Source organism: Actinorugispora endophytica, from assembly GCF_004363075.1.
Lineage (GTDB): Bacteria > Actinomycetota > Actinomycetes > Streptosporangiales > Streptosporangiaceae > Actinorugispora > Actinorugispora endophytica.
The window spans coordinates 653,046-669,372 of sequence record NZ_SNYN01000001.1; the positions used below are offsets into that span (position 1 = coordinate 653,046).

The 16,327-nt window shown below is 71.9% G+C and carries 17 protein-coding genes; 3 read left to right on the forward strand and 14 right to left on the reverse strand.

All coding sequences use genetic code 11. From position 1 onward, the window contains the following. The 3 genes from EV190_RS03030 to EV190_RS03040 form a co-directional block, all read right to left on the reverse strand. Window positions 1-1,119: a quaternary amine ABC transporter ATP-binding protein gene (locus EV190_RS03030; RefSeq protein ID WP_133739831.1), complete on the reverse strand. Its 1,119-nt coding sequence runs from the start codon at window positions 1,117-1,119 to the stop codon at window positions 1-3. 63 nt (window positions 1,120-1,182) lie between these two features. Continuing rightward, entirely contained in the window at window positions 1,183-2,727 is a 1,545-nt protein-coding gene (locus tag EV190_RS03035) for a GMC family oxidoreductase (protein WP_133739832.1), read from the reverse strand. An 82-nt stretch (window positions 2,728-2,809) separates the two neighbouring features. Next, entirely contained in the window at window positions 2,810-4,336 is a 1,527-nt protein-coding gene (locus EV190_RS03040) for an aldehyde dehydrogenase family protein (RefSeq protein ID WP_133739833.1), read from the reverse strand. Between the two features lie 293 nt (window positions 4,337-4,629). On the opposite strand from EV190_RS03040, the gene EV190_RS03045 reads away from it, so the two are divergent. Then, window positions 4,630-5,274: a class II aldolase/adducin family protein gene (locus EV190_RS03045; RefSeq protein ID WP_133739834.1), complete on the forward strand. Its 645-nt coding sequence runs from the start codon at window positions 4,630-4,632 to the stop codon at window positions 5,272-5,274. On the opposite strand, the gene EV190_RS23250 is transcribed toward EV190_RS03045, so the two are convergent. The 4 genes from EV190_RS23250 to EV190_RS03065 are packed head-to-tail and all read right to left on the reverse strand — an operon-like array spanning window position 5,268 to window position 7,811. Next, window positions 5,268-5,801: a hypothetical protein gene (locus EV190_RS23250; protein WP_166655360.1), complete on the reverse strand. Its 534-nt coding sequence runs from the start codon at window positions 5,799-5,801 to the stop codon at window positions 5,268-5,270. The genes EV190_RS03045 and EV190_RS23250 overlap by 7 nt on opposite strands. Continuing rightward, window positions 5,801-6,058, reverse strand: coding sequence for a helix-turn-helix transcriptional regulator (locus EV190_RS03055; RefSeq protein WP_133739835.1), 258 nt, complete (start codon window positions 6,056-6,058; stop codon window positions 5,801-5,803). The genes EV190_RS23250 and EV190_RS03055 overlap by 1 nt, the downstream gene beginning before the upstream one ends. Before the next feature lie 8 nt (window positions 6,059-6,066). After that, the gene (locus EV190_RS03060) at window positions 6,067-6,933 is read right to left on the reverse strand and encodes an ABC transporter permease (protein WP_166655361.1); all 867 of its coding nucleotides are present in this window, start codon (window positions 6,931-6,933) and stop codon (window positions 6,067-6,069) included. Continuing rightward, window positions 6,930-7,811, reverse strand: coding sequence for an ABC transporter ATP-binding protein (locus EV190_RS03065; protein WP_133740149.1), 882 nt, complete (start codon window positions 7,809-7,811; stop codon window positions 6,930-6,932). Before EV190_RS03065 ends, EV190_RS03060 begins: the two co-directional genes overlap by 4 nt. A 295-nt stretch (window positions 7,812-8,106) precedes the next feature. Between EV190_RS03065 and EV190_RS03070 the strand changes: the two genes are divergently transcribed. Beyond that, complete coding sequence (locus EV190_RS03070; RefSeq protein ID WP_133739836.1) at window positions 8,107-8,547, forward strand: VOC family protein; 441 nt, start codon at window positions 8,107-8,109, stop codon at window positions 8,545-8,547. 30 nt (window positions 8,548-8,577) lie between these two features. On the opposite strand, the gene EV190_RS03075 is transcribed toward EV190_RS03070, so the two are convergent. The 5 genes from EV190_RS03075 to EV190_RS03100 all read right to left on the reverse strand — a co-directional run bounded on the left by EV190_RS03075 (window position 8,578) and on the right by EV190_RS03100 (window position 12,634). Next, a complete protein-coding gene (locus EV190_RS03075) occupies window positions 8,578-8,940 on the reverse strand; it encodes a fluoride efflux transporter FluC (RefSeq protein ID WP_133739837.1) in 363 nt (120 codons plus the stop codon). Then, on the reverse strand, window positions 8,937-9,440 hold the full coding sequence (locus tag EV190_RS03080; RefSeq protein ID WP_133739838.1) for a fluoride efflux transporter FluC: 504 nt from the start codon (window positions 9,438-9,440) through the stop codon (window positions 8,937-8,939). Before EV190_RS03080 ends, EV190_RS03075 begins: the two co-directional genes overlap by 4 nt. A gap of 7 nt (window positions 9,441-9,447) precedes the next feature. Further along, entirely contained in the window at window positions 9,448-10,242 is a 795-nt protein-coding gene (locus EV190_RS03085; protein WP_133739839.1) for an alpha/beta fold hydrolase, read from the reverse strand. 94 nt (window positions 10,243-10,336) lie between these two features. Then, complete coding sequence (locus EV190_RS23630) at window positions 10,337-12,184, reverse strand: serine/threonine-protein kinase (protein WP_208112995.1); 1,848 nt, start codon at window positions 12,182-12,184, stop codon at window positions 10,337-10,339. Window positions 12,185-12,451: 267 nt separating this feature from the next. Next, window positions 12,452-12,634, reverse strand: a complete 183-nt coding sequence (locus tag EV190_RS03100) for a DUF6243 family protein (protein ID WP_133739840.1) — start codon at window positions 12,632-12,634, stop codon at window positions 12,452-12,454. Window positions 12,635-13,289: 655 nt separating this feature from the next. Between EV190_RS03100 and EV190_RS03105 the strand changes: the two genes are divergently transcribed. After that, the gene (locus EV190_RS03105) at window positions 13,290-14,135 is read left to right on the forward strand and encodes an SURF1 family protein (protein ID WP_133739841.1); all 846 of its coding nucleotides are present in this window, start codon (window positions 13,290-13,292) and stop codon (window positions 14,133-14,135) included. Here the strand turns inward: EV190_RS03105 and EV190_RS03110 are convergent. Beyond that, complete coding sequence (locus tag EV190_RS03110) at window positions 14,102-14,527, reverse strand: DUF3817 domain-containing protein (protein WP_133739842.1); 426 nt, start codon at window positions 14,525-14,527, stop codon at window positions 14,102-14,104. The two genes, EV190_RS03105 and EV190_RS03110, sit on opposite strands and share 34 nt — an antisense overlap. Window positions 14,528-14,670: 143 nt before the next feature. Then, the gene (locus EV190_RS03115) at window positions 14,671-16,233 is read right to left on the reverse strand and encodes a glycosyltransferase (protein ID WP_133739843.1); all 1,563 of its coding nucleotides are present in this window, start codon (window positions 16,231-16,233) and stop codon (window positions 14,671-14,673) included. Window positions 16,234-16,327 lie beyond the last annotated feature (94 nt).

The following is a 16,327-nucleotide window of genomic DNA, read 5'->3' on the forward strand; positions in this document are numbered from 1 at the left end:
TCAGCCCTCCGTGCTCGCGCCGGCGCCCGAGGCCGCGGACCCGCTGTCGCCCTCGCTCTGGTCCTCGGCGATGACCCGCAGCACGTCGGTGCGGCCCACCACGCCCAGCAGCCGGTCGCCGTCCACGACCCGGACCGGCGCGGTTCCCCTGGCGAGCTGGGGGACGACGTCGCGCACCACGGTCGTGGGCGCGGTGACGGGCCCGTCCAGGGGCTCGTCACCGGCCGGGGCGCGCATCAGCCAGCTCACGGTGAGCACGTCGGTGCGCGAGACGTCGGAGACGAAGTCGCGCACGTAGTCGTCGGCGGGGCGGCCGACCAGCTCCTCGGGGGTGCCCACCTGGATGAGCTCGCCGTCGCGCATGATGGCGATCCGGTCGCCGAGCTTGAGTGCCTCGGACAGGTCGTGCGTGATGAAGACCGCGGTCACGTCCAGTTCCCGTTGCAGGCGGCAGACCTCGTTCTGCATGTCACGGCGGATGAGTGGGTCCAGGGCGCTGAACGGCTCGTCGAACAGCAGCACCTCGGGCCGCACCGCGAGCGCGCGGGCCAGTCCGACCCGCTGCTGCATACCGCCGCTGAGCTGGCCCGGACGCGAGTTCTCGGAGCCGGACAGGCCGACCATGTCGATCATCTCGCGGGCCCTGGCGTAGCGGTCGGCCCGGCTCATGCCGCGCACCTCGAGCCCGTAGGCGACGTTGTCGATGATCTTGCGGTTCGGCAGCAGTCCGAAGTGCTGGAAGACCATCGCGATCTTGTGCCTGCGCAGTTCGCGCAGTTCCTGGGGGTCGGCCTGGCCGATGTCCGCGCCGTCCAGGACGACCTTGCCGCTGGTGGGTTCGATGAGCCGGGTCAGGCAGCGCACCAGAGTGGACTTGCCGGACCCGGACAGGCCCATCACCACGAAGACCTCCCCGGGGGCCACGTCGAAGGAGACGTCGCGCACCGCCACGGTGCAGCCGGTCCTCTCCCGGATGGCGTCGCGGTCCATGGACTGGTTCTCGGTGCCGAGGACGGAGTCGGCGTTCCCGCCGAAGATCTTCCACAGGTGGCGGACTGCGATCTTGGCGTCCCCGTTCGAGGGGTGCCGCTCGGTCGTTTCGGTGGCCTGGGAGGTCATCGGGGTCTCTCTCCTTGGGAGGCCCCCCGGGGTTCGGGGCGGCCCGGCTTGCCGGGGGACTGGTCAGTGGTCGTCGGCGCGGATCAGGTCGGCGGCGCGCTCACCGACCGCCAGGACGGTGACCATCGGGTTGGGCGTGGGCAGGGTCGGGAACACCGAGGCGTCGGCGACGCGCAGTCCCGACAGGCCGCGGACCCTCAGCGCGGGGTCGACGACCGCCATGGGGTCGTCGGCGGCGCCCATCCTGCAGGTCCCCGCCGGGTGGTAGACGGTGTGCGCGGCGCGGCGGCCGTACTCGCTCAGCGCCTCGTCACCGGTGACGTCCGGGCCGGGCGCGACCTCGCGTTTGAGCCAGGACCGGAACGGCTCGGTCCGGGCGATCTCGCGTGCGATCTTGAGGCCGTCCACGATCGTGGTGGCGTCGTGGTCGTCGGGATCGGTGAAGTATCGGAAGTCCAGCGCCGGCTTGACCGACGGGTCCGCGCTGGTCAGCCAGAGCTTGCCGCGGGAACGGGAGCGGGGGACGTTCGGGGTCATGCAGATCGCGTGCCGGGGCCGGTCGTAGCCCAGGCGCTCGATGTTGTCGGCGAAGGGGATCTGGTAGATGTGGAACATCAGGTCGGGGCGCGGATCGCTCGCGTCGCGCCGGACGAACAGCGCCGCGTCGGAGTCCATCACCGTGGTGTGCGGCAGCTCGTCGGTCTCCCACATGATGATCGACTCCGGGTGGTCGAGCAGGTTCTCGCCGACCCCCGGAAGGTCGTGGCGCACGGGGATTCCGACCTCCGCCAGGTCCGCCGCCGGCCCCACCCCGGACAGCAGGAGCAGGCGGGGGGTGTCGACGGCCCCCGCGCACAGGACCACCTCGCGCCGGGCGCGGACCGCGGCGTACCCGCCGGACGGCTTCCTGACCCGGACCCCGGTGGCGCGGTCGCCGTCGAACAGGACCTTCTCGGCCCAGGTCTCCAACATCAGGACGAGGTTGGTGCGGCGGCCCATGATCGGGTGCAGGTAGGCGACCGAGGCCGAGGACCGGTACCCGGTGTAGGGGTCGTAGGCGATGGACAGGAAGCCGACGCCGTCGCGGAAGCCGTCGCCGTGCGAGAGGGACGCGTTGAAGTCCTCGACGACCGGCACCCCGGTGGCCTCGGCCGAGGCGGTGATCCAGTCCTTGACGATGTCGTTGCGGTCCTTGCGGGCCACCGGGACGATGTTGCACTTGATCCGGTCCGCGTACGCCTGGACGGTGGCGTTGTCCCAGCCGGTGGCGCCCGCGGCCACCCATTCGTCGAGGTCGCGCGGGAACGGCCGGAAGCTGATCAGCGTGTTGTGCGAGGAGCAGCCGCCCAGGACGCGGGCGCGCGAGTGCCGGATGTGCGAGTTGCCGCGCGGCTGCTCCACGGTCGGGTAGTCGTAGTCGAGGTCGCCGCCGAGCAGGCCGAGCCAGTCGCGCAGCTTCAGGACCCGTTCCAGGCCCATGTCGGAGGGACCGCCCTCGATGACGCACACGGTCGTGCCGGGGTCCTCCGTGAGGCGGTCGGCGATCACCGAGCCCGCTGTTCCCCCGCCGACGATGACGTAGTCGAACACGGATTCGGGTTCGGACACTGAGGTCTCCTTCTTCGGCTCTCGTGGTGCCGCGGCCGGACGCGCGGCGCGGCGGCGGCCGTGAACCGGCCGCCGCCGGGCCTCATCCGAACCAACGCTGCGGTTTCGGGTCGAGGTTGCGGTAGATGTGCTTGGCCTCCCGGTACTCGTCGAGTCCGGCCGGGCCCAGTTCGCGGCCGACGCCGGAGCGCCCGAACCCGCCCCATTCGGCACCCGGGAAGTAGGGGCCGAAGTCGTTGATCCACACCGTTCCGTGCCGCAGCGCGGCCGCGACGCGCTCGCCGCGGGCGGCGTCCGCGGTCCACACGCCGCCGGACAGCCCGTAGTCGGTGTCGTTTCCCAGTGCGACGGCCTCGGCCTCGGTGCGGAACCTCTCGACGGTGACGACCGGCCCGAAGACCTCCCGTTGGACGATGTCCATCGCGCGGTGGCAGTCCACGAACACGGTCGGCCGGTAGAAGTAGCCCCTGGACAGTTCCGGGTCGTCGGGGCGCCTGCCCCCGGCGATGATCCGGGCCCCCTCCTCTGTCCCGCGGGCCACGGCGGCCTCGACCTTGGCCCGGTGCTCCGCGGAGACCAGCGGACCGCAGCGCACGCCCTCGCCCTGCGGGTGGCCGATGACGATCGCGTCGGCGCGCCGGGCGAGTTCGGCGGTGAACGCGTCGTGGACGTCCTCGTGCACGATGAGCCGGGCGCCCGCCGAGCAGACCTGGCCGGAGTGGAAGAAGGCGGCGCTGAGCGCGTAGTCCACGGCGGTGTCGAGGTCGACGTCGTCGAAGACGATGTTGGGGTTCTTGCCTCCCAGTTCCAGCGCGACCTTCTTGACCGTGGGCGCGGCCGCGGCCATGATCCGCGTTCCGGTGTCCAGGCCCCCGGTGAAGGAGACCAGGTCCACGCCGGGGTCCTCGGTCAGCGCGGAGCCCACGGTCGCGCCCGACCCGAGCACCAGGTTGACCACTCCGGCCGGGATGCCCGCCTCCTCGACGAGCTCCACCAGTTTGAGGGTGGTGACCGGGGTGACCTCGCTGGGTTTGACGACCATGGTGTCGCCCGCGGCGATGGCCGGGGCCACCTTCCAGGAGAGCTGGAGCAGCGGGTAGTTCCAGGGCGTGATCATCGCGCACACCCCGACGGGCTCGTAGACGACGCGGCTGAACACCCCTTCGGGCGCGGAGACGATCCGCCCGGCGTCCTTGTCGGCCAGTCCCGCGTAGTAGCGGAACACCGCGACGACGTCGTCGACGTCGATCCCGCCCTCTTCCAGGGTCTTCCCGGTGTCCAGCGACTCCATCAGCGCGATCTCGGCCCGGTCGCGCGCCAGCAGGTCCGCGACGCGGTGCAGGACCGCGCCGCGCTCGTCCGCGGGGACGGCGCGCCACGGCCCCCCGTCGAAGGCGGCGCGCGCGGCGGCGACGGCCGCGGCGGCGTCCGCCGCGGTGGCCTCGCTCACCACGGTCAGCACGCTGGCGTCGTACGGGTTCACGATCTCGCGCACGCCGCCGTCGGCGGCGGGACGCCAGGAACCGCCGATGTACAGTCCCGCGGCCGTGCTGGAGCCCGGCGCGGACAGGTAGGGCTTGTCCGGCAGTGCTACGTAGGGTTGCGTCACGGAGGCGGTCTGCCCCCGAACAAAGGGAGCAAACAGTCGCTTTGCGTTCTTTACCGTTCCGAAGGCCCGAACAGGGAGTAAAAATACCTGCGAGAACACGGTGGGTCGACGCTCCGGCGGAACGCGGACCCGCCTCATCCCCGAAGTCGATCACTCTTCGTGTCCATGATCCGGGTTTCGGGCGTATCGGGGCACCGGCTGGGCGGCCCCCGCGCTCGTGACGTACCTTAGGTAAGGCTGCCCGTACCGAAGCGGCCGGAGAAACCCTCGCGCCGTCTGCCCTTCGAGGAACCATGCTGCTGGAGCAAGAACGCCGACACGTCTGCCTGACCGCGCGGCGGCTCGTCGAGACCGGCCTCGCCTTCGGCGAGGGCGGCACGGTCAGTGTCCGATCGGGCGATCTCGTCGTGGTCACCCCGGCCGGGACCGCGCTGGACCGGGTTGAGCCGGGCGACTGCCCGGTGCTGTCCCTCGACGGCGGCCTGCTGGAGGGCCGCCGCGAACCGGCGGCGGAGACCACCCTTCACATGGGGGTGTACCGGAGCACCCGCGCGGGAGCCGTCGTGCACGCGCACTCGCGCTCCGCCGCGGCGGTCTCGGCGGTCCTGGCGGAACTGCCGCCCGTGCACCACCGGGCGGCCCGTCTCGGCGGCGCGGTCCCGGTGACGCCGTACACCGCCTACGGGACCGCCGAACTCGCCGACCACGCGGCCAAGGCCCTCAAGGGAAGGCGGGCCGCGCTCCTGGCCAACCACGGAGGCGTGGCGACCGGCTCTGACCTGGACGAGGCCTTCGAGCACGTCCGGCTGCTGGAGTGGCTGTGCTCCGTCTACCTGGACGCCGCCCGCCTGGGCCCTCCCCGGGTGCTGTCCGAGGACGAGCTCGCCGAGGTCCGCCACCGCGACACCTACGCCTGGGGCGGACCCGACCTCTACTGAGCCTCGTCGTCGGGGACCTCGTCCGGGAGGGTCCAGGCCAGGTAGGCGGCGGGGAAGCTGGTGTGCGTCATCACCGCCAGCCACGCGGACGCCGCCACGACGCCCGCCTCGACCGGCGCCGCCCGCGCCGTCCACAGCACGGTCGCGGCCAGGAACAGCGCGAACAGCAGGCCGGCGGTCACGTGGTGCCCCATCCGACGGGCCCGTTCCTGGTCGGCGCGCTGCCGCTCGTCCAGGGTGGGCAGCCCCGCCACCCAGCGCGCGGCGATGTTGAGCTGTGTCCCCAGCAGCACGCCCGCGGCCATGAGGACCAGGAACACCGGCATGATGACGACGGCGGGAAGGCGGGGGACCAGGTACATCCCGACCGCCGCCGCCGAGCACACGAGGGCCTGGGCCAGGACGAGGGCCCGGCGACGGTTGCGGGAGGACCAGCGGCGGCGCGCCGGGCCGTGCTCCACCATCCGGACGAGGACCTCCCCGTGGGACGCGGTCCTCGGGGCACCGGTGTCGTCGTGGTCGGTCATCAGGCTTTCTCCTCACTGCCGATGCGGGGAAACGGGGTGGTCGAGAAGACGATCTCGACGGGGACCTCGAAGTACGAGGCGATCCGCAGCGCCAGGTGCAGGCTCGGGCTGTACTCCCCGCGCTCCAGGTAACCCACCGTCTGGTAGTGCACCCCCAGCGCCTCGGCCAGCTGCCGGCGGGACACGCCCCGTTCCGCGCGCAGCACGGCGATGCGGTTGTAGACGTTCTCACCGCTCACGGTCTTGCCTCCGCCCATCCGGTTACTCAACCCACCCTCTGCAGGGCCTTTCGCCTGCGCTCCTCAAGGCTCGTGCCGGACTCGCGGCGGGCCATCCGGCGCAGCACGAAGGGGGCGACGAGCAGACCGAGCGCCGCCCACGCTCCCAGCGCGCCCGCGGTCTCCAGGTGCCGCCACGACCCGCCGACCTCTTCGACCAGCGCGGCGTCGGGCAGCATCGACGAGCGCAGCCCCAGCCCCAGCCAGTAGACCGGGAACGCCTGGGCGACCCAGGAGACCCACCCGGGCAGCATGGAGATCGGAAAGAAGATACCCGAGACGATGATCAGGGCCATGAGCACGAGTACCAGAACGCCCACCACGGCCCTGGGGTTGGGGAACAGCGATCCCGCGATCGCGCCGAGCGGCAGGGTCGCCAGGAGGCCGAGGCCGACCACCCACAGCAGCGTCAGCCCTCCGGCGGGGGTGAACTCCAGCCCGTCGATCAGCAGCACCGAGGGGACCAGGAGCACCAGCATGCTCATCAGGCTCATCAGCGAGACGCTGACCACCTTGCCGACCAGGTAGCCGTGCGTCCCCTTGGGGGTGGCCTTGGCCCGCAGCAGGGTGCCGTCCTCCCGGTCGGTGGCCAGCAGCTGGGCCGTGGACAGGACCCCTCCGAACACCAGCAGCACGGCCAGCGTCCCGGGCATCGACAGCGTCGCCTGCGACACGCCCGTCCCGGCCAGTGCCGTGTTCTCCATGTCGTTGCCGCTCATGAAGAGCAGGACGGCCAGGAAGACCATGCTGTTGAGAAGGTAGGAGCCCAGGTCGGCCTTGCTCGTCAGGGTGTGCCGGAACTCGGTCCAGCCCCGGGCCAGCCCCAGCCGCACGGCGAAGAGCGTCGTGTTCACCGGTTCTCCTCCCCGAACCCGGGCTCGCCGCCCGCGGCGCCGGTCTCGTGCCGGTGCACCATGGCCATGTAGACGTCCTCCAGCGTCGCCCTGCGGACCTCCAGGTCGGCGATCTCGTCGCCGTACTGGGCGAACAGCTCCCGGACGAAGCCGGTGCCGTCGGCCGCCGAGTGCACGAACCGCTCCCCGCCGCGGGTCCAGCGGACCTCGGTGTCGCGGCTCACCCGGCGGGCCAGCTGGTCCGCGCTGCCGTCGGCGACGATCCGGCCCTGGGCCAGGATCAGGATGCGGTCGGCGAGCTTCTCCGCCTCGTCCAGGTCGTGCGTGGTGAGCAGGATCGTGGTGTCCTCCAGGTCGGACAGCCGGTGCACCAGGTCGTGGAAGTCCCGTCGGGCCTCGGGGTCGAACCCGGCGGTCGGCTCGTCCAGGAAGAGCAGCTCCGGACGGCCGACGATGCCGATCGCCACGTCGAGGCGGCGGCGCTGGCCGCCCGAGAGCGTCTGGACCCGCTTGCCGGCGTGCTCGGCCAGCCCCACGACGTCCATCAGCTCGGCGGTGTCGCGCGGCCGCTCCACCGCCCCGGTGGAGTAGGGCCGGTAGTACCGGCCGAAGTGGTCCAGCAGCTCGCCGACCCGCCACTTCCCGTGGTCCCGCCAGGACTGGAGCACCACGCCCAGCCCGGCCCGCCACCGCTCGTCCCCGTGCGCGGGGTCCACGCCCAGCACGCTCACCGCACCGGCGGAGCGCATGCGGAAGCCTTCAAGAATCTCGATCGTGGTGGTTTTTCCCGCGCCGTTCGGGCCGAGCAGGGCGAGCACCTCGCCGCGCCGCGCCGCGAAGTCCACCCCCTTGAGCACGTCCACCGAGCCGTAGCGCATCCGCAGGTCACGGACCTCGATGACGGCGTCCGCCGACGGCGGCCGCGACGACGACGGCCGGACGCCGGTGTCGGCCTCGAACCGCTGTTCCACTGCCACGTTCCTTCCTCCTTATCGCTCGACTACGCTCATTGATAGCATGAGTACTACATTTCGCCAAGCCACTACTACATACCCCCGTGGCGTCGACCGTCCGGAACCGGACAGCCGACGCCACCGGAGATCCTTGGAGAGCAGGTGCGGCGAAGGCACAATGGTCGGGAGGACCGGTCGGCCCCTGCGACGGAGGTACACCATGCGGATGAGCTACGTTCGGCTCCTCGCCGACGACTACGAGGCGTGCTTCCGCTTCTACGCCGACGTCCTGAAGTTCCCGGTGCTGCGGGGTTCGGAGGAGACCCGCTACGCCGAGTTCGAGGTGGGGTCCGAGACCCTTCTCGCGCTGAACCAGCGCGAGGTGGTCGCCGAGGCGCTGGGCACCGACGCCGAGGACCCCCACCTGCCGAGGCAGGACCGGATCGCGGTGATCTTCGAGGTGGAGGACGTGGACGCCAAGGCCGCCGAACTCATCGAAGCGGGCGTCCCGATGGTCTCCCCCGCCAAGGAGTGGACCGCGTGGGGCATCCGCGCCGCCCACTTCCGCGACCCTGACGGATACCTCCTGGAGATCAACCAGCAGGTGCCCGTCGGAGCGGCGCCCCCGATCAAGCGGTCACTGGCCGCCTACGACCACTGACGACCGGGGCACCCCACCCCCGTCAACGATCTAACCGAGGAGTGCCCGGCCGCACGCCGCTCCGATCACGGCCGCGCCCAGGCCCGCGCCCAGTGACGCCAGGACGTTGGCGCAGGCCAGGAAGGTCTCACGGTTCTCCAGCAACCGGAACGTCTCGTACCCGAACGTGGAGTAGGTGGACAGCGCCCCGAGGAAGCCCGTTCCCGCCAGTGCCGTGGCCCAGGGCGGCAGCGCCAGCGCGCCCGCGAACCCCAGCAGCAGGCAGCTCGTGGCGTTGACGACGTGCGTCCCCCACGGGAACACCGAGTCGTGCCGGGCCTGCACGAACCGGTCCACGAAGTAGCGCAGCGGCGCGCCGACGGCGGCTCCGAGCGCGACCATCAGCACGGTCACCGCTCCTCCCCCGCTCCGGTCCGGGCCGCGGGCCGCGCGCGGAACACACGGGTGGTCGCCGCCAGGCCCAGCCACACCGCCAGGAGCCCGCCGACCAGGGTCCCCGCCAGGGAGACCAGCGCGGTGCCGGCGGCGCCGGCGTCCAGCATGCGCAGGGCGTCGACGAGGTGCGTGGAGAAGGTGGTGTAACCGCCCAGGACCCCGACCCCGAGGAACGGGCGCAGCAGCCGGGAGTCGGGCCGGACATCGGTGACCAGGGCCATCAGGACCCCGATAAGGAGGCAGCCCGAGACGTTGACCAGCGCGGTCGACCAGGCGAACGCGCCCGGGGCGTGCGGGATCGCGACGCTCAGCCCGTGGCGGGCGACGGCCCCGATCGCACCGCCCGCGGAGATCGCGGCCGGCACCGCCCAGGGGGCGTCGCGCGGTTCCCGGACCTGCCGGGGGAGGCGCGGGTCGACGTCGGAGTCGACGGGACGCGGTGGTCCTCCCTCGCTCACGGGCGTGTCACGGCTGTCCTGCCGGCAGCCCCGGGGACGAGGCGAGGTGCTCCAGGAGCAGATCGTTGACCCGGTCCGCGCGCTCGATGTTGGCCAGGTGCGCCGCCCCGTTGACCGTCTCGAACCGGGCGCCCGGGATGCTGCCGGCGAGTCTGCGGCCGTGGCCCGGCGGGGTCCGGGGGTCGTGCGCCCCGGAGAGGACGACCGCCGGGGCCCGCACGCGCGCGGCCAGGGACCGGTGGTCGAGGTCCGCGAGGGCGTCACAGCATCCGGCGTAACCGTTCGCGTCGACCTGCTCGAACTCCTCGGTGAACCGCGAGACGATGTCCGGCCGCCGCTCGCCGAAGCCGGGGGTGAACCAGGGGCGTACGGCCTCCGCCGACACCGCCGCTGTGCCGAACGCGCGCGCCCGCTCCCCGATGCCCCGCCAGTGTCGCGGCGGCGGCGCCCACGAGGTGGACGACAGGAGCGCCAGCCCGGTCACCCGCGAGGGCTCTGCCGCGGCCAGCCAGAGCGAGACCATGGCCCCCAGCCCGGAGCCGACGAGCACCACCCGCTCCAGTTCGCACCGGTCCAGCAGCGACAGCAGGTCCCCGCCGAGTTCCTGCACCGAATAGGGCCCCCCGGGGGCGGGCGAGTCCCCGTGGCCTCGGTGGTTGACCCTGAGCACCCGCAGCCTGCGCGTCAGCTCCGGCATCTGCGGCTCCCACATCGACCACTTGGCGCCGAGCGTCGGGACCAGCACCGCCACCGGCGCGCGCCTCGGCCCGTCAAAGCGGTACTGAAGGGGAACAACGGCCATCTGTAGACCTCCTGGGACAGCAAGCCAAAAGCCTACCGGTATCCCCCCTCCCCGAAGAGACGTTTCCCGGCCCGCTCCGGCCGCGGCAGTGCGGCTACTCGCCCGCCGGCGCGCCTCCGCCTCCGGCTCCGGCTCCGCCTTCGTCGGTCCGGTCGGTCTGGTCGGTCTGGTCGGTGCCCCCGGAGTCCCCTCCTCCGTCGCCACCGCCGTCGCCACCGGTGTCACCGCCGCCTTCGCCGGTATCGGTGCCGCCGTCCCAACCGCCATCACCGGTGGGGCTGGGGTCCCCCCACGTGGGCGGGTCCCAGGAGGGCGACGGTTCGTAGGACTCGTCCACGGGGGGAGGCGTGTACTCCTCCTCCGTCTCCCACGACTCCACCGGGCTCGGCTCCGTCAAGGGCGACTGCTCCGCGCTCGGCTCCGGCGAGTCGACGACGGCGTCGTCCACGGGAGCGATCTCGGGCCCGTCGGACGGCGGACCGCCCCCGAAGAGGAACCAGCCCCCCGCACCGACGATGACGAGCAGGCCCACGGCGAGCATCCACGACAGCGCGTGCCGGAGCCCCCGCTGGGCCCCGGGAACGGGCGGCCGGGGGCCGACCGGGTGCACCGGGCCGCCGCCGTGACCGCCGTGGTCGCCGTGTCCGCCCGGCTGAACGGGGCTCCCCGGGCTGACCGGGTCGCTCTCGGGGCTCACCGTGGGGGCGGGCACCCTGCCCCCGGCGACCGGGGACGCGTCGGCCTCGGGAGCGCCGCCCTGCGCGGGAACCGCGCCCGCGCCGCCGGCGGGACCGGCCGCTCCGCCCGCCGCCCCCGCGGCACCGCCGCCGACCAGTGAGGCGAGTCCGCTGGTGGTGCGCAGCGCTCCGCTGGTCGTGGTGGGGCCGGTGGTGGGGCCGGTCGCCGGCCCGCTCCCCTGCTCTCCGTCGGACACCCGGGTCGCGGCGGGGCCCGTCAGCCCCGCCAGACCGCCGACCGCTCCTCCCCCGGAGCCGCCGTCGCCGTACCTGCGGGTCGCGGCCGTCTGGGCGGTGGGGATCGGCAGCGCGACCGTGGCCGCGATCTTCGTCTGCTCGCTGACCGCCGCGGTGTACCCGTCCGCGAGCACGGACGCGACGGGGACCCCCGGAACGGTGGCGGGGTCGTGCCCCACCAGCATGCCGAGCACCTGGACGGCGCTCGGCCGGTTGTCCGGGTTCTTGTCCAGGCAGGCCTCGATCAGCGGCCGGAGCCGGTCGTCCACCTCGTCCAGCAGGGGCTGCTCGTTCAGGACCCGGTTGATCACGGCGGGCAGGGTGTCGTCCTGGAACGGGGAGACACCGCTGGCGGCGAAGGCCATGACGCCCGCCCAGGCGAAGACGTCCACGGCGAAGGTGACCTCGCGCCCCCGCACCTGCTCCGGCGCCATGTAGGCGGGGGTCCCGACGATGGACCTGGTCGAGGTGATGGTGGCGTCGCTGGACCGGGCGATGCCGAAGTCGATCACCCGGGGACCGTCCGGGCCGAGCAGCACGTTGGCCGGTTTGAAGTCGCGGTGCACCACGCCCGCCTGGTGGATCGCCACCAGCGCGGTCGCCGTGGCGATGGCCAGCCGGTCCAGCGCGGTGCCGCTGCGCGGCCCCTCCTCCAGCACGGCCTGGCGCAGCGACGGGCCTTCGATGTACTCGCTGACGATGTAGGGCGGATCGGCGTCGGGCGCCGAGTCCAGGACCGCCGCGGTGCAGAAGGCCGCCACCTTCGAGGCCGCCTCCACCTCCTTGGCGAACCGGTTGCGCAGCCTGGTGTCGGCGGCCCAGGAGCCGGTCATCACCTTGACGGCGACCCTGTTCCCCCCGGGGTCCCGTCCGAGGTAGACGATGCCCTGCCCGCCTTTGCCGATCCGTCCGGTCAACTCGTACTCGCCGACCCGGGTCGGATCCTCGGGTCGTAACGGACTCGTCATGTGTGCTCTCCCCCTCCGCGCCGCGAGCACCAGGCCGACTCCGTGAACCCTCGGTTCACCTCGCACTCGGAGCCGTCCGGGACGAGTAGCCCGGTCGGGCCGGTGACCACCCGAAACGGCCTTCACCAGCCAGCGAACCACAACCTGGCCCGCCGTACCAGGGCACATTCCCATTGCCTGGAAACACGGTGCGTCTCACAGGGGTAGATGCGTGAGAAGGGGGGATAGTTCCGACCCGGCCGCGCGTTCCCGACCGTCCGATTGGGGTCACCCGTCGGTGGTGCTCCCCTGCTCGGTCTTCTCCCGCATCTTGCGCAGCAGTTCGCGCTTCTCCTCCAGGGGGTCGGCCGCGCCGCCCTGCTGGCCCTTCTCGTTGCCGCGCAGCGTGTTCTTGGAGAGCTTCTTCCGCTGCCCGCCCAGACCGAGCAGGCTGTCTCGTCCTCGCGCCATGGGTTCCTCCGTACGTTGGTGAACGGCCCGGCCGGATCGGGCGGGACTCCCCGTCACCGTACTTTCCACTCCGACCCGCCGCATCCGTTTTTCCCGCCCGACACGGGCCAGGAGAGCTTTCCGACGGTTTCGGTCCGCGTGACCGGACCGACGGGACCGAGATCCTCGTCCACGCCTGCGACGGGTGGTCGGGGCGGAGAGCTGGAAGGAGCGGGGCCCGCGCGGCCGGGTGGGGTCGTCCCCCGTGCGCCACCGGCCGGTCGCCGGGGCCGTCAGGGCGCCGGCCCCTTGCGGCGGGGCGGGGGCGGGGCGCGGACTGCGGGAGAACCGGGCCGAACGCGAAAAGCGCGAAGGCCGCCTCCATGTCCCCCCTCAAAGCACGGAGGCGGCCTTCGCCTGGGAACGGTCGGCGACTCCTCCCCCCAGGAGTCGCGACCTCGGAAGGTCTCGCACAGCGGGTTATCTGTTTCATCTCTCCCCGCTGACACCCAGATTACCCACACCCACCTGGCGAAACAACCGTCAGTCACAGTTAATTACTTAAAGTAATAACCAGCTGCATCCCTGGCACAGGCCAAGTGCCGCACGCCCCCGCGGTCTCTCCGCATCAGGGGGCCACCGTCCCCTCGCCCGAAGTCGGACATAGCCTGTGAGAGTGCGTTTTCCGCTTCTCCACCCCCGCTGGCTCGGCACCCACCTGATGGCCGTGCTCGCCGCGCTCGGCTGCCTCGGGCTGGGCTACTGGCAGTACGAGCGCGCCCAGGAGCCCGACCGCAGCGCGATCACCAACCCCGTCGAGGACCTGGCCCGCGCCACCGACATCGGCGCGCTGCTCGAACCGGGCGCGTACATGCCGCTGGACCTGGCCAACGAGGCCGTCCGCACGTCCGGGGTGTACGACGCCGAGAACCAGCTGCTCTCCCCCGCGCTCTCGCCCGAGGGCGAGGAGGGGTACTACGTCATCGTGCCGCTGGTGACCGACGACGGCGCCGCCGTGACGGTGAACCGCGGCTGGATACCCCTCGACGCCGCCGGGGCCGACGGCGCGGTTCCCCCCGTGCCGGACGGGGAGGCCACCGTCAGCGGGTGGCTGATGCCGCCGCAGGGCGAGGCGACCCGCGGCTACACGGCGATCGTGTCCGAGGGGCAGATCGCGCGGATCTCGTCCGCGCTGCTGGTCAACGAGTGGCCCTACCCCCTCTACGAGGGGTACGTCACCCTGGCCGAGCAGACCCCCGCGGAGACCGCGGGCGCGGCGTCGCAGCTCCGGGAGATCCCGCCGCCGGACCCGCCGCAGGAGATCACCTGGAACATCAAGAACCTGAGCTACGCCGCCCAGTGGGTGGTGTTCGGGATCGCCGTCGTCGTGTTCTGGATCTCCCTGATGCGGCGCGAGCTGGACGAGCGCCGCGCGGCCCGGGAGGGCGGCGCCGGGGGGACGGCGTCCCCCTCCGCCGCCGACGGGCCTCAGCCCTCGGTGGCGGGCGCGACCGCGGACTGAACCGGGGCCGCGGCCTCGGCCTCCATCGCCGCCTTCTCCCTGGCCGCGACCCGGCGCTCCACGAAGAACCCCACCAGCGGGATCGTGCCCGAGAGCATCACCCCGACGGTCTTGGGCGCGCTCCACCGGCGGTTCAGCGACAGCCACAGGACCACCAGCACGAACAGCATGTAGATGTAGCCGTGCGGGGTCGCGATGAGCATCATCAACGGGGTGTCGTCACCGAACCACCCCTCCGTCCCGGCCGGAGCGCCGACCAGGGAGAACCGGGCGTCCTCACCGACGAGGTACTTGGCCGGCATCGCCACGAACGTCAGGAGCAGCAGCCAGACCGACGTCACGTAGGCCAGCACGCGGTACAGCGTGAAGGGGAGACTGCTCTTCTTGTCCACCAGGGCACCTCGACACTAGGACGGTTCGATCGAGAACGGATCTCCGGCGGCGCCCGTGCGGGCGCCGCCGGAGATCCACTTGTCCTTCGAGCCTAAGTGCCGTGTCGGACCGCCCTCGTCCGGGGTTCGGGTCGCGCCCTCGGTCAGGGCTTCAGCGCCGCCCGCTCGGGGCTCTTCCACCGGCCGTCGGACTTGGCGGTCCACGCCTGCGGGATGGTGCGCAGCGTCAGATAGGAGTCGAGCAGCCGCATCGGCAGGAAGAACAACCCGTAGAAGAGGTAGCTCGGCCGACGGCGGATCATCGCGATGATGCAGGTCAGCATGTAGTCGGGGACGAAGAGTCCGACGGCGACCGTGCTCAGCGGCAGCACCGCGGACACCGCCGTGTAGCCCTCGGCGTACCACCCGACGCCGAGCACGGCGTCCCCGATGAGCGTCGGCGGCAGCACGAACACGCCGATCAGCGCGGTGATGATCAGCAGGACCGAGACGAGAACGACCTCGAGGATGTAGAAGAACAGCGCGAACCAGAAGAGGCTCGGCCACACGCCGTGCCGCCGGACCGTCTGCCAGAAGCCCAGGGTCCAGCGCTTCACCTGGCTCCTGTAGTCGCGCAACGTGAAGGGGTCCTGGCTGTACGCCTTGGTGTCGGGCTCCATCGAGATGCGGCCGAGCCGCTTGTGGTGCACCTCGAAGGTCATGTTGAAGTCCTCGATGACCAGCCCCTTGGGGTTGATCTCCAGGTGCTGCAGGACGCTGGTGCGGTACGTGCTGGCGAAGCCCGGGACGATGAAGCTGACGCTGGTGAAGCGCCAGGTCTGCCCGAAGCGGAGCAGGTACTGCAGGAGCCAGTACAGCCGGTCCCGGTAGGCCGAGATCAGCCGGCCCATGACGGTGCGCTGCTGCGGCTTCCACTCGGCGACGACGAACCCGGCGACGGCGGCGACCGTCGCGTCCTTGAACTGGCGGCGCACGCCCTCGACGTAGTTCTCGTCGAGTTCGGTGTCGGCGTCCAGGATCGCCACGCCGTCGTAGTTCTCGATCAGGTCGAACTCCTGGATGACCGCCTCGATCGCGCCGGCCTTGCCCAGGTTCGTCAGCAGCTCCAGGATGTTGACGCCGGTCTGCGCCGCGATGTCCGCGGTGGCGTCCCTGGAGCTGTCCGACACCACGTAGATGTCCCACCGGTTGAACAGCCGCAGGGCCGAGCGGATCGCCCCGTCGATGACCACTTCCTCGTTGTGCGCGGGGATGATGACCGCCAGCGAGATCGTCTCCGGGTCGGTGGCGTTCTCGGGCGCCCTGACCGTCCCCGGGCCGGTCCCGGTGTCCGGCCCGGGCGGTCCGCCGCCCGGGGCGGGGCGGTCCCCGTCACCGCCGTCGCCCCCTCGGGAGGCGACCAGCACCCGCTGCTTCTGGTGCCGCGGCACGCTCCCCGCCGGGCGCGGGGCGTTCCGGCGGCGGACGATCGTCGCGGGTTCCCGGCGCATGACCTTGTGGACGGCCTGGTCCGCGAGTCTGAGGACCCCGACCAGCGACCACACCAGCAGGTTGATGCCGAAGCCGATCAGGAGCAGCAACGGCAACGGGGTGCCGTCCCCCGCCGTACCGATCACGAACCGCAGCCACAGCACGAAGAGTAGGACCGCTGCCGACAGGGAGACCAGGCCGGCTAGCCAGCTTCCGATGAAACGCGCGGTGCGCACTGGGAGAACCTCCGGGTGGTGACGGGACTCGGACCGACGGCAACCGACGAAGCCGATGTATTGACGTTCCGCCCAAGGGATCCGTTGTCCGCTG

Bases quoted from the DNA above. Each gene is read 5' to 3' on its own strand.
- EV190_RS03030 (WP_133739831.1), bottom strand. From the start codon at position 1,119: ATGACCTCCCAGGCCACCGAAACGACCGAGCGGCACCCCTCGAACGGG.
- EV190_RS03045 (WP_133739834.1), top strand. From the start codon at position 4,630: ATGCTGCTGGAGCAAGAACGCCGACACGTCTGCCTGACCGCGCGGCGG.
- EV190_RS23250 (WP_166655360.1), bottom strand. From the start codon at position 5,801: ATGACCGACCACGACGACACCGGTGCCCCGAGGACCGCGTCCCACGGG.
- EV190_RS03055 (WP_133739835.1), bottom strand. From the start codon at position 6,058: ATGGGCGGAGGCAAGACCGTGAGCGGTGAGAACGTCTACAACCGCATC.
- EV190_RS03065 (WP_133740149.1), bottom strand. From the start codon at position 7,811: ATGCGCTACGGCTCGGTGGACGTGCTCAAGGGGGTGGACTTCGCGGCG.
- EV190_RS03070 (WP_133739836.1), top strand. From the start codon at position 8,107: ATGCGGATGAGCTACGTTCGGCTCCTCGCCGACGACTACGAGGCGTGC.
- EV190_RS03085 (WP_133739839.1), bottom strand. From the start codon at position 10,242: ATGGCCGTTGTTCCCCTTCAGTACCGCTTTGACGGGCCGAGGCGCGCG.
- EV190_RS23630 (WP_208112995.1), bottom strand. From the start codon at position 12,184: ATGACGAGTCCGTTACGACCCGAGGATCCGACCCGGGTCGGCGAGTAC.
- EV190_RS03100 (WP_133739840.1), bottom strand. From the start codon at position 12,634: ATGGCGCGAGGACGAGACAGCCTGCTCGGTCTGGGCGGGCAGCGGAAG.